This is a genomic window from Streptomyces sp. NPDC042259 (assembly GCF_055582085.1).
Genome location: NZ_JBVJDW010000002.1, coordinates 589,281 through 601,366, shown reverse-complemented (window position 1 = coordinate 601,366; position 12,086 = coordinate 589,281). Strand labels below are relative to the sequence as shown.

Here is a 12,086-nt window from a genome sequence, read left to right as displayed (position 1 = left end):
TCGGGCAGACGGCCCTGCACGTCGGGGCGGCCGAAAGCTCTTTCCGTTGATCCCGGGCGCTGACGAGAATCACCCTCGTTCCCCGGTCAAGGAGAGTGGTATGCCGTCGTACCTGTCCCCGGGCGTCTACGTCGAAGAGATGGAGTCCGGGTCGCGGCCGATCGAAGGGGTCGGGACCTCGGTCGCCGCCTTCGTCGGATTCGCGCAGAAGGGCCCGTTCAACGAGCCGACGCTCATCACGAACTGGACCCAGTTCGTCGGCGTCTTCGGTGACTTCGTCGAAGGGACCTACCTGGCCGCCTCGGTCTACGGCTTCTACGCCAACGGCGGCGGGACCTGCTTCGTCGTACGCATCGGCGGGCAGCACGGCGACGGGGACGACGCGGGCGCCGCCCCCGCCATCGCGGCCGGGCCACCGGCGTCGCTCGGCCCGTACCTCGTACGCGCCCTGCCCGGCGTCACCGGCGAGATCACCGTCGAGGTGGCCGATCCGGAGGGGGAGGACCCACCGCAGGACGTCTTCACGCTCCTGGTGCGGCGGGACGGCGACGTCGTCGAGACCTATCCCGCCGTCACCACCAAGCGCAGCAAGGACAACGTGGCCGCGCAGGTCGCGTCCCGGTCCCGGTTCATCGTCCTGGAGGAGCCCGGCAAGGGCGCCGCGCCCGCGCGGCCCGCCCCCCAGTCCGTCACCCTCGCCGCCCCGCCCGCCGACGGCACCCCGGCCCCCGAAACGCTGTCGGCCGAGTCCTACGTCGGCGACCCCGACCTCCGCACCGGCTTCGGCGGCCTGGAGGCCGTGGAACAGATCACCATGGTGGCGGCCCCCGACCTGATGAGCGCCTACGAGCGCGGCGCGCTCGACCTCGACACGGTCGTCTCCGTCCAGCAGGGCCTCATCGCCCACTGCGAGGCCATGGGCGACCGCATCGCCATCCTCGACCCGCCGCCCGGCCTGAGCCCGCAGCAGATCAAGGCATGGCGCACCGACCGCACCGGGTTCGACTCGAAATACGCCACCCTGTACTACCCGTGGATCAAGGTCTTCGACCCGAGCGCGGGACGCAACGCCTTCGTGCCGCCCAGCGGGCACATCGCGGGTGTGTGGGCCCGCAACGACGAGTCACGCGGGGTGCACAAGGCCCCCGCGAACGAGGTCGTGCGGGGGGCCGTCGACCTCCAGATCCAGATCACCAAGGGGGAACACGACCTCCTCAACCCCATCGGCCTCAACTGCCTCAGGGCCTTTCCCGGCCGGGGCATCCGGGTCTGGGGCGCCCGCACCCTCGCCGCCGACCCCGCCTGGCGCTACCTCAACGTCCGGCGGCTCTTCAATTACCTGGAGGAGTCGATCCTCGCCGGGACACAGTGGGTGGTGTTTGAACCGAACGATGACGCGCTGTGGGCCCGGGTCCGGCGCACCGTCTCGGCGTTCCTGGTCAACGAATGGCGCAAGGGGGCGCTGTTCGGGCTCACCCCTGACGAGGCGTTCTACGTGAAATGCGACCGCGAGACCAACCCGCCGGAAAGCATCGATGCGGGGCAGGTCATCTGCGAGGTCGGCGTGGCACCGGTCAAGCCGGCCGAGTTCGTGGTGTTCCGGCTCGCCCAACTGTCCGGCGGAAGCGGCGCGGTCGACGAATGACCGCGCACTGACTGAACTCTGGGACCGAACCCTAGGAGACTGGTATGCCGCTCCCCGATCTCGACAGTTCCGTCGGGCATTCCTTCGGACTGGAATTCGACAGCGTCCTCATCCGGCAGATCACCGAGGTCACCGGCCTGAAGATGGAACAGGACGTCATCGAGCTGAAGCAGAACACCGCCGACGGCAAATACGCCATCAAGAAGCTGCCCGGGCGCCCCAAGGCCGGAGAGGTCACCGTCGCCCGTGGTCTGACCGAGGACAACAGCTTCGAACGATGGATCAAGGACTCCCGGTTCGGGAAGATGAACAGCGCCCGCCGTAACGGCTCGATCATCGTCTACGACTACGAGGGCATCCCGATCAAGCGGTACAAACTGATCAACGCCTGGCCCAAGTCGCTGGAGATCAGCGCGCTCAAGGCCGGCGACACCTCCGTGCTCACGGAGAAACTGGCCATCACGTACGAGAGCCTGGAAGTCGATTGATGCGCCGCACCATCCCGGCCACAGCCCGGCAGGAGGAGTCCGTCCCCCCGGACCGGCCGGAGCGGCTGCGCACCGAGTTCCCCTTCGAACTGCCACGGGGGTACGTCGACGAATCCGGCACCGTCCACCGTTCCGGTGTGATGCGGCTGGCGACCGCCCGGGACGAGCTGATCCCGCTGCGCGACGACCGGGTACGGGAGAACTCCGCGTACCTCTCCGTGGTGCTCATCGCCCGCGTCGTCACCCGCCTCGGCACCATCGAGGATGTCCACCCGGGGGTCGTCGAGGACCTGTTCGCCTCCGACCTGGCCTTCCTGCAGGACTTCTACCGCCGTATCAACGCCGAAGGCCACACCCGCGCCGCCGTCACCTGCCCCGCGTGCCGGGAGAACTTCGCGGTGGATCTCGCCGGCGGTGGTCGCCTGGGGGAATCGTGACGTACGCGGCCGACCGGATCCACGAGGAAGTCGCGTACCTCGCCTACCACTTCCACTGGTCGCTCGATCAGATCCTCGACCTCGAACACGCCGACCGGCTGAGGTACGTCGACCAGATCGCCCGGCTGAACGGACCGGGGAACTGATGGGGTGGCTGTCCCGGCTGAGCGGCCGCCACCGGATCGCCACACCCGCCGACACGCCGGCGGCACTTCCCTCCGCCTCGCCCGGGGAAGGCTGGCGCGAGGTGCCGCCCCTGCAACGGACCGTGGGGGAGGCGGCTCTCGTCATCGACCCTGACGGGTTCCGCGACTCGCTCGGCACCTGGCGGAACGCCTCCTTCACCACCGCGCCGCTCGGTCACGGGACCGGCCCCCAGGCACCGTCCGGAGTCGGCCACGGGCTGGTGACGCCCGCCCCCGCCCCGACGGCCGCCCGGGAAGCGACGCCTACGGTGCCCTCTACGCCGGCCGTGGCTTCGGCGCCGTCCGCGCCCTCGGTTCCCCCGCAGTCACCGGCTTCCGCGCCGGTCCCGCTTCAACGGGTGGCCGGCGAACCCCTGGTGTCGGCCCGGCCGCTGGAGACGTCCCTGCATCGACTGACGTCTGTGCGCACGGCCACGAGCGCGAGCCCGAGTCCGAGCCCGAGTCCGGCTCCCGCCCCGGAGCCCGAGTGCGCCCCCGGTGCCGACGTCGCCTCGCCTGTCCAGCGTTCCACCGCACCGCACGGCCTCGGGCTGGGCGCACCCCTCGCCGCGCTGCCGCCCACCGCGCAACGCGTGCCCGTCGCGAGCACCGCAGAGCCCCCGGCAGCCTCGCCCCCGCTGCCGGGTACGACCGAACCGGAGACCGCCGCCCCCGAAGCCGCCGAGGCCCCGGCAGCACCCGAACCCGTACCCGAAGCCGCGCCCGCCGCCCCCACACGCCCGTTGCTCGGCGAGTCCCCGCTCGTGGCCCGTGAGAGCACCGCCCCTCCCGAGCCCCACTCGGAGCCCACACCGACGAACGGTCCCCGGACGCCCACGCCCATGGCTCGTCCACCGGTACCGCTGCAACGGGCCACGGCAGACGGCCGACCGGTCGAAGGCATCACCGGCCCGGGGCATGGGGCCGGGCGGGCGGCACCGGTCACGCCGGTGACACCCACGGTCCCGCTGGTCGCCCAGCGCACCATGACCCTCTACTCCGGATTCTCCGGACCGCTCGCCACAGCACCGGCCCGCCACGACCCCCTACCACCGGCCGTCGTTCCCGTGCGCTGGGCCGGCGCCGCCCCGGCGACGGCACCGCCATCCGTCCAGCGCAGCACCCCGGTGCCCACCACTGTCGTCCCCTGGGCAACCACCCCCGTCCCCCCGCCACCCGCCGGTCTCCCCGCCACCCCGGCACCGGCATCCCACACGAGGGCGGAACAGCCCGCCCGTATGCTCGACGCCGGCGCGGTGGCCGTCGCCGCCGGAGTGGCCCAGCGCACGGCCGACGGCTCGGTCGTCTTCCGGGCGGCGCGAGCACTGCCCGCCGTGCAGCGCGAGAGCGCTGTCCCCGGCCCCGCACCGACCGAACCCCCACCGCCGGGGCCGGGCCCACCGCCCGGCCCACCGCCTCCCGAGGCGGACCCCGAGCCCTCGTCCGAGCCCGGCCCCGAACCCACCCCGCACGCCACCACCGGCTCCTCCGACGGCAAAAGCACCCCGCACGGCACCCCCCGAGGCACCGCACCCGCCGTGACCGACGAACTGGTCCGCGCCCTGTTCGCCCCACTGAGCCGGTTGCTCAAGGCCGAACTCCGGCTCGAACGCGAGCGGGCCGGCTTCCTCATCGACACCCGGCACTGACAGCAGAGCAGACAGCCCAGCAGAGCAAAGGGGACAGCGCATGCCCGCAACCGATGACCCGGCGGTCAGTGTCTGCTTCGTCGTCACCGTCGACGGCATCGAACTCGGATCGTTCAACACCTGCGAGGGCCTCGGCTGCGAAGTGGTGCTGGAGCAGCGGGAGGAAGGCGGTAACAACGGGCATCTGTGGCAGCTGCCCACCCGGCTCAAGTACCCGAACGTGAAGCTGTCCCGGCCACTGACCCGTGAGACGGAGAAGGTGGCCAAGTGGTTCGCCGGCATGACCACGGGCTTCAAGCGCCGGACGGCGCACATCGAGGCGCGCACCGGGGACGGCAGCACGGTCGCCCAGTGGGGGCTGCTGGAAGTCGTACCGGTGCGCTGGACCGGGCCGTCCTTCAACCCGGAGTCGCCCAAGGTGGCCACCGAGACCATCGAGATCGCCCACCACGGCTATGTGATGGAGGGCTGAGGCCATGAGCGCACCCGTGGCGTTCAGCGCCGCCGGTACCGGCGGCACCGGGGCCCGAGGCGGTGGTGCCAGGCCCAAACTGGAGCACGCCTATCTGGAGTTGCGCACCCCGCCGCCCGGCGGGGGCCTCACCCCCGGCGGGCCGTGCGGGCGGATCGACTTCCAGTTCAACCCCAAGGAGCTGAGCCTGACCAAGGCGGCGGCGTGGAAGCGCACCCCCGCCAAGGGGGCGAAGAGCGCCGGTCCGCCCGAGTACCAGGGGCCGCAGCCCAGCAAGCTGACCGTCGAGATGTTCTTCGACGCGAGCGACACCCACGACACCAGCGTGGTGACGGCGGTGGAGCGGCTGTTCGCCTGTTGTGTGCCGACCGACGAGACACGGCAACGGCAGCGGTCCTCCCCGCCGTGGGTGGTGTTCCACTGGGGAGGTCTCACCGGGTTTCCCGGCTACGTCAGCCAAGTGCAGGTGAAGTACACCCTGTTCACCACCTCCGGGGTGCCGGTCCGGGCCGTGTGCCAGGTGACGATGGAGGAGATCAGCGGCGAGACCCCCGGGCAGAACCCCACCTCCGGGGCACTGCACGCCCGGCGGGTGCACCGGGTGCAGACCGGTGACACGCTGGCCCACCTCGCGTGGCGCGAGTACGGCGACCCCACCGCCTGGCGGGTCATCGCCGAGGCCAACGACATCGACGACCCGATGCGGCTGGCCAACGGCCGGGAGCTGCTGCTCCCCGCCCTCGACGAGCTGGACCGGCTCCGCGAACCCGACGGTTCGCACGGCACCGGCACCGGCATCGACTCCGCCGGCACCGGCACCGGGAGGCGGTGACCATGGCGGAACAGAGCGTCTCGGCGTCCCTGCTCGTGGAGTTCGCCGGCCGGCCACTGCCGCCGGCCCTGGCGAACACCCTCGTCGAAGGCTATGTGGACGACAGCCGCACGCTGCCCGATCTGTTCGTGCTGCGCTTCCGCGACCCCGGCAGGGTGCTGCTGGGGCAGGCGGGACTGGCCGTCGGGGCCAAGGCACGGTTGCTGGCCCGCGCGGGCGGCGGCCCGGCGCCCCGGCCGCTGCTGACCGGCAGCGTCACCGCGCTGGAGGTGGAGATCGACGACACCGGCACCTTCACCGTCGTACGCGGCCTCGACGAGTCCTACCGGCTGTTCCGCGGCCGCCGGGTGGCCAGCTACCAGAACATGACCCTCGCCGACATCTGTGCCCGGGTCGCCCAGCGGGCGGGGCTGCGCCCCGGGAACGTCGATGTGGCGGGCCCGGTGCTGGAGCACGTCGCACAGCCCAACATCAGCGACTGGGAGTTCCTGCGGGGCCTGGCCGAGGAGGCCGGCGCACAGGTCTACGTGGCCGACGGCCGGCTGCACGTCACCAAGCCCACGGAAGCGGGCGGCGCGCCCGATGTCTCGGCCCGGGCCGACAGGCACCCGCTCGTCCTGGAGATGGGGGTCAATCTGCTGCGCTGCCGGGCCGGGGTGTCGGCGGCCGAGCAGGTCTCGGCCGTCGAGGTGCGCGGCTGGGACGTACGGGCCAAACAGCCGCTGGTCGGCCGCGCGGAGGCGGGCCGGGCCCGGACCCTGGAGCTGGGTGTCACGGCGGCGGAGGTGACCGCGCCGTTCGGGGAGGCCGGCTTCGTCGTCACGGACGCCCCGTACGGCACGCAGGCGGAAGTGGACCAGGCGGCCGGGGCGCTGGCCGAACGCATCGCCGGGTCCTTCGCCGAGCTGGAGGCGGTCATCCGGGGCAACCCCGCGGTCCGGGCGGGCGGCGCGGTCACCCTGACCGGCGTCGGGGCGCCCTTCGAGGGGCGCTACACGGTGACCTCCTCGCGGCACGTGTTCGACGCGCTGCGCGGTTACGAGACGTGGATCTCGGTCTCCGGGCAGCAGGAGCGTTCGCTGTTCGGGCTGACCGGCGGCGGTGCCTCCCCCCACCAGGGCATCTCCGGGCTGGTCAACGCCACGGTCACGGACACCAAGGACCCCGAGGGGCTGGGCAGGGTCAAGGTGGGTTTCCCGTGGCTGTCGGACGAGTACGCGAGCGACTGGGCGCGTACCGCGCAGGCCGGCGGCACCGGTGGCGGCGAGGTGTTCGTCCCCGAGGTGGGGCACGAGGTGCTGGTGGGCTTCGAGCAGGGGCATCTGGACCGCCCGTACGTTCTGGGCGCCCTCTACAACGGGCAGGACAAGCCGTCCCAGGGCGCGGGCGGCCAGGACGGGGAGACCATCGACCCCACCAGCGGCGCCGTCACCAAACGCGCCTTCGGATCCCGCGACGGCAACAAGCTCGAACTGCTCGACACGGCGAACGGCCCGCAAGGGGTACGGCTGGTCACCGGCGACGGAAAGCTGAAGATCGACCTCGACCGCAAGGGCACCACCATCGTGCTGCACAGCGACGGCACCGTGGAGATCGCCGCCGGACAACGGGTGTCTATCAAGGCGGGTGACGGGGTGTCCCTGGACGCGGGTGACGGCGCGCTCGAACTCACCGGCGGTTCGGTGCGGCTGACGGCCCGCGGGGGAGTCCGGCTCGACGGCGGAAACGGCCGGGTCACGGTGGCCACCACCGGCGCGGTGGAGGTCCAGGGCAATCAGGTCGCGGTCAACGGCACCACCCGCACCGAGGTCAAGGGCGGCCGGACCGTGTCCGTCAACGCGCCCTTGGTGAAGATCAATTGAGGGCGCCGACGGGACGCCGACGGGGACGGTGACAGCCGCCGCCCCCGCAGCCGGAACAGCCGGAGCCGTACCCCCGGCCAACGCAGAGAGGCACCGCACATGCCAGCAGCCGCACGCGTCGGCGACCCCACCGGCCATCCCGGCACCGTCGGCCCGCCGGGAGACCCCACGGTGCTGATCGGCGGCAGCCCCGCGGCCACCGTCGGCACGCCCCACCGCTGCGCGTCACCCGCCGCGCACCCGCCGTCCACCGTCGCGACGGGCAGCGCCGGCGTACTGATCGGCGGCCGCCCGGCCGCCCGTGTCGGTGACACGACGGGCTGCGGCGCCCCGATCGTCTCCGGCTGCCCGACCGTGCTGATCGGCGGGTGAGCGGCGTGGCACAGCAGTTCATCGGCGCGGGCTGGGCGTTCCCGCCCCGCACGGACGCCACCGGCGGCATCGCCCTGGTCGGCGGGGACCGGGAGATCGAGGAGTCGATCCGGCTGGTCCTGGGCACCTCGCCCGGCGAACGCCCCATGCGGCCGGAGTTCGGCTGCGCCCTCGGCGATTACGTCTTCGCGCCCGCCGACGCCGGCACGGCCGGGCAGCTCGCCTACGAGGTGCGGCTCGCCCTGGAGCGGTGGGAACCGCGCGTGGAGGTGGCCGACGTCGCCGTGCGCTTCGACGAGGCGGACGACGGGGTGCTCTACATCGACATCAGCTACGCGATCCGGGGCGCCAACGATCCGCGCAACCTCGTCTTCCCGTTCTATGTGATCCCGCGCCACGACGCCCCGCCCACCGCCGGCCACCACCCACGCCCCGAGGAGGGCTCATGACGCTCCCCGGCCCCAACCTGGACGACCGGCGCTTCCAGACGCTGGTCGACGAGGCCAAGCGGCTGGTGCAGCAGCGCTGCCCGGAGTGGACGGACCACAACGTCTCCGACCCGGGCGTCACCCTGATCGAGGCCTTCGCGACCATGGTCGACCAGCTCGTCTACCGTCTCAACCGGGTCCCCGACAAGAACTACCTGGCGTTCCTCGACCTCATCGGAGTGCGGCTCTACCCGCCGACGGCGGCCCGTACCGAGGTCACGTTCCGGCTGTCCGCCCCACAGCCGGAGACGGTACGGATCAAGGCCGGTACGGAAGTCGCGACCGTACGCACCGAGACCGAGGAGGCCGTGGTCTTCACCACGAGCCGCGATCTGTCCGTGCCGCCGTGTTCGCTGGCCCACCTCGCCACCTGGCCCGACGCGGGAGGCGCCACGGACCGTTCGGAGGAACTGGCCCTGGGCCGTGACGTGCCCTGCTTCGCCACCCCGCCCGCGCCCGGCGACTGCCTGTACATCGGCCTGTCGAACCCGGTGCCCGGCTGTGTCCTGGTGCTGCGCCTGGACTGCCGGGTCGACGGCGTCGGCGTCGACCCCCGCCGCCCGCCGCTGGTGTGGGAGGCATGGGACGGCGGCGCCTGGGAGCCCTGCGAGGTGGAACAGGACGACACCGGTGCCTTCAACAAGGCGGGGGACGTCATCCTGCACATGCCCGCCACCCACAGCGCCTCCGTCGTCGCCCGGCACCCGGCCGGCTGGCTGCGCTGCCGGCTGCGGGAGGCCGCCCCGGACCAGCCCGCCTATCTCGCGTCCCCGACCGTACGGCGGATCACCGCCTTCACCCTCGGCGGCACCGTGGAGGCCGCCCACGCCGAGACCGTCACCGAGGAACACCTCGGCCCGTCGGAAGGCGTACCGGGCCAGGGCTTCCGCGTCGCCCGGCCGCCGGTGGTCCCGGACGGGGAACCCTTCGTCGTCGAAGTCGCCGAGGGAGGCGGCTGGGTGGAGTGGACCCGCGTCGACGACTTCGCCCACTCCACGGCGACCGACCGGCACATCACCCTCGACCCCACCTCCGGCCGGGTCGACTTCGGACCGGCCGTACGGGAACAGGACGGATCCCTGCGGCTGTACGGTGCCGTGCCCCCCAAGGACGCCCCGGTCCGGGTGCGCGCCTACCGCACCGGCGGCGGACGCCGCGGCAACGTCGCCCGGGGCGCGCTGCGCGTACTGCGCAGCTCCCTGCCGTACGTGGCCCGCGTCCACAACCGGCGCCCGGCCCTCGGCGGCGTCGACGGCGAGAGCGTGGACAACGCCCGCGTACGCGGCCCGATGACCCTGCGCACCCTGCACCGGGCCGTCGTACCGCACGACTACGAACAACTCGCCCGGGAAGTCGCGCCCGACGCCGCCCGGGTGAAGTGCGTACCGGCGGGCGACGCCGGGGAGCCGGACCAGGCGGGCGGGGTGCGGCTCCTCGTCGTTCCGGCCGGGCGCAGCGACGCCCAGGGCCGGATCGACTTCGACGAGCTGATCCCGCCGCCGGACACCCTCGCCATGATCGCCTCGTATCTGGACGACCGCCGCCCGATCGGCACCCGGCTCGTCGTCGAACCCCCCTACTACCAGGGCGTCACCGTCGTCGCCTCGGTCCGGGCGGGCCGGGCCGCCACGGCCGACCGGTTGCGCGAGACGGCCTTGGCCGCCCTCTACGGCTACTTCAACCCGCTCACCGGCGGCCCGGCCGGGCAGGGCTGGCCGTTCGGGCGGCCCATCCACTCCGGCGAGGTGTTCGGCGTGCTGCAACAGGTGCCCGGGGTCGATCTGGTGGAGGACGTACGGCTCTTCCCCGCCGACCCCGTGACCGGCCGGAGGGCCGAGGCGACCGCCAAGATCACGCTCGACCGGCACGCCCTGGCGTTCAGCTACGAACACCAGCTCCGGGTGCGGGAGGACTGACGTGCGCGGAACGATCCCCGGGCTGCCGACGCCCCACCCCCTCCTGCACCAACTGCCCGCCCTCTACCTCGAACACGATTTCCTGCGACGCTTCCTGGGCGCCCTGGACGAGGTGCTGGCCCCGCTGCACCTGACGCTCGACAACCTGCCCGCCTACCTTCACCCCCGCACCGCGCCCGAGGACTTCCTCGCCTGGCTGGCGGGCTGGCTCGCGGTCGAGGCCGACGCCGAACGCCCCGAGGACCAGCGGCGCGCCGTGGTCACCGAGGCGGTCGTCCGGCACCGACGGCGCGGGACGCGGCTCGGTCTGGCCGCGGCGGTACGGCTGGAGACCGGGACCGAGCCGGAGATCGAGGAGAGCGGGGCCACTGCCTGGTCACCGGTGCCGGGGGCGGCACCGCCCGGTTCGGCCCGGGCCTCGGTCACCCTCCGGCTGCGGGTGCCCGACCCGGACCGGTACGACCGGGCCCGGCTGGAGCGGCTCGTCGCCGCCGAGACACCCGCGCACGTCGCGTACCGGGTCGAGCTGCTGCCCACGGCGGCGGAGGGAGCGGATCCGTCATGAACTGCCCCGACTGCGGACACCGCAACGACGCCGCGGACCGGTTCTGCGTCTCCTGCCAGGCGTTCCTGGAGTGGGAGGACAGGCCCGCCCCCACGCCCCCGCCCCGCACCACCGGCACTCCGACGTCGCTGCCCGTCACCCCGCCCCAGCCCGTCCCGTCACCCGGTCCCACGACCGAGCCACCCGGACCCGCGCCCACCGGCCCACCGCCACCCGTGCCGCCCCGGCCCCCGGCGCCCCCGCCCCGGCCGCGGACTCCACCCACCCCGGCGCAGCCACCGTCCCCGTCGGCCGCCCCCCGGCGTCCGGGAGACCACCCCGACCGCGGTGGCCCGGCCGGCGCCCCGGAACCGGGCGGGGAAGCGGAGCCGGCCGGCCACCCGGGCGAGGCCGGGCGGCCGGCGGGCCGGCCCTGTCCGCGGTGCCGTACGGACAATCCGTACGACCGGCGGTTGTGCCACCGCTGCGGCACCGTCCTCGACCCCGCGCCACCGCCCCGCCGGGCGCGCACCCCGTGGTGGCGCCGGATCCTCCGGCGCTCCGAGGGCGCGCCGGAGGCCGGCGCCCGGCCCCGGCACCGGACCTGGCGGCGGCCCCGCCTGGCCCTGCCCGGCACGCTGCTGGTGCTGCTGCTCGCGGTGTGGTTCGGCCGCTCCCACCTCCCCGACGTGTTCACCTTCGCCCAGGACCGGACCACCAAGCCGGAGGCGCTGCGCCCGACGGAGGTCCGGGCCTCCAGCGAGGCGCCCGGCCATCCGGCGAGCGCGGCCTTCGACGGCTTCAGCAACCGGTACTGGGCACCCGTCAACCCCGGGTCGGGCATCGGGCAGTACCTGGAGGCCGACTTCGACAAGCCGGTGCGGTTGCGGGAGCTGCTGATCACCTCGGGGAGTTCGGTCAACCAGGACGAGTTCCTCACCCAGGCCCGCCCCGCGAAGATCACCGTGCTGCTCGTCTCCGCCGACGGCGAGCGCCGCACGAAGACGCTCACCCTCCGGGACCAGCCCGGCCAGCAGACCTTCGCGGTGCGCGGCACCGACGTCGTGCGCGTCCGGCTGACGGCGGACGCCGAATTCGGCATCCGCCTCGTCCGGCGGCTCGCCGTCGCCGAGGTGGAGTTCTTCGGCCGCCGCTGAACGAGCCGCGCGCCCCCGGTGCCGGGCCGGCCGGCCGGG

Annotated in this window: 13 protein-coding genes; all 13 read left to right on the top strand. The window is 73.3% G+C overall.

Going from position 1 to position 12,086, the window contains the following annotated elements; translation table 11 throughout:
- The first annotated feature begins 100 nt into the window (after positions 1-100).
- The 13 genes from ACZ6MA_RS07305 (at position 101) to ACZ6MA_RS07245 (ending at position 12,047) form a co-directional block, all read left to right on the top strand.
- A complete protein-coding gene (locus ACZ6MA_RS07305; RefSeq protein ID WP_469431781.1) occupies positions 101-1,645 on the top strand; it encodes a phage tail sheath family protein in 1,545 nt (514 codons plus the stop codon).
- Positions 1,646-1,689: 44 nt separating this feature from the next.
- Positions 1,690-2,133 carry a phage tail protein gene (locus ACZ6MA_RS07300; protein WP_356449855.1) on the top strand — a complete coding sequence of 148 codons (444 nt, stop codon included), beginning with the start codon at positions 1,690-1,692 and terminating at the stop codon, positions 2,131-2,133.
- Positions 2,133-2,570 carry a hypothetical protein gene (locus ACZ6MA_RS07295; RefSeq protein WP_469431779.1) on the top strand — a complete coding sequence of 146 codons (438 nt, stop codon included), beginning with the start codon at positions 2,133-2,135 and terminating at the stop codon, positions 2,568-2,570. The genes ACZ6MA_RS07300 and ACZ6MA_RS07295 overlap by 1 nt, the downstream gene beginning before the upstream one ends.
- The gene (locus ACZ6MA_RS07290; RefSeq protein ID WP_469431778.1) at positions 2,567-2,716 is read left to right on the top strand and encodes a DUF6760 family protein; all 150 of its coding nucleotides are present in this window, start codon (positions 2,567-2,569) and stop codon (positions 2,714-2,716) included. The genes ACZ6MA_RS07295 and ACZ6MA_RS07290 overlap by 4 nt, the downstream gene beginning before the upstream one ends.
- The gene (locus ACZ6MA_RS07285; RefSeq protein WP_469431777.1) at positions 2,716-4,404 is read left to right on the top strand and encodes a hypothetical protein; all 1,689 of its coding nucleotides are present in this window, start codon (positions 2,716-2,718) and stop codon (positions 4,402-4,404) included. The genes ACZ6MA_RS07290 and ACZ6MA_RS07285 overlap by 1 nt, the downstream gene beginning before the upstream one ends.
- A gap of 40 nt (positions 4,405-4,444) precedes the next feature.
- Complete coding sequence (locus tag ACZ6MA_RS07280) at positions 4,445-4,876, top strand: phage tail protein (RefSeq protein ID WP_469431776.1); 432 nt, start codon at positions 4,445-4,447, stop codon at positions 4,874-4,876.
- A 4-nt stretch (positions 4,877-4,880) separates the two neighbouring features.
- Positions 4,881-5,708 (top strand): CIS tube protein, encoded by an 828-nt coding sequence (locus tag ACZ6MA_RS07275; RefSeq protein ID WP_469431773.1) that lies wholly within the window; start codon positions 4,881-4,883, stop codon positions 5,706-5,708.
- Positions 5,709-5,710: 2 nt separating this feature from the next.
- Entirely contained in the window at positions 5,711-7,570 is a 1,860-nt protein-coding gene (locus ACZ6MA_RS07270; protein ID WP_469431772.1) for a VgrG-related protein, read from the top strand.
- Between the two features lie 99 nt (positions 7,571-7,669).
- Positions 7,670-7,942 carry a PAAR domain-containing protein gene (locus tag ACZ6MA_RS07265; protein ID WP_469431771.1) on the top strand — a complete coding sequence of 91 codons (273 nt, stop codon included), beginning with the start codon at positions 7,670-7,672 and terminating at the stop codon, positions 7,940-7,942.
- Positions 7,943-7,947: 5 nt separating this feature from the next.
- Positions 7,948-8,391 carry a GPW/gp25 family protein gene (locus ACZ6MA_RS07260; protein ID WP_469431769.1) on the top strand — a complete coding sequence of 148 codons (444 nt, stop codon included), beginning with the start codon at positions 7,948-7,950 and terminating at the stop codon, positions 8,389-8,391.
- Entirely contained in the window at positions 8,388-10,346 is a 1,959-nt protein-coding gene (locus ACZ6MA_RS07255) for a putative baseplate assembly protein (protein WP_469431767.1), read from the top strand. The genes ACZ6MA_RS07260 and ACZ6MA_RS07255 overlap by 4 nt, the downstream gene beginning before the upstream one ends.
- Before the next feature lies 1 nt (position 10,347).
- On the top strand, positions 10,348-10,911 hold the full coding sequence (locus tag ACZ6MA_RS07250; RefSeq protein ID WP_469431765.1) for a phage tail protein: 564 nt from the start codon (positions 10,348-10,350) through the stop codon (positions 10,909-10,911).
- Complete coding sequence (locus ACZ6MA_RS07245) at positions 10,908-12,047, top strand: NADase-type glycan-binding domain-containing protein (protein ID WP_469431764.1); 1,140 nt, start codon at positions 10,908-10,910, stop codon at positions 12,045-12,047. Before ACZ6MA_RS07250 ends, ACZ6MA_RS07245 begins: the two co-directional genes overlap by 4 nt.
- Positions 12,048-12,086: the final 39 nt, after the last annotated feature.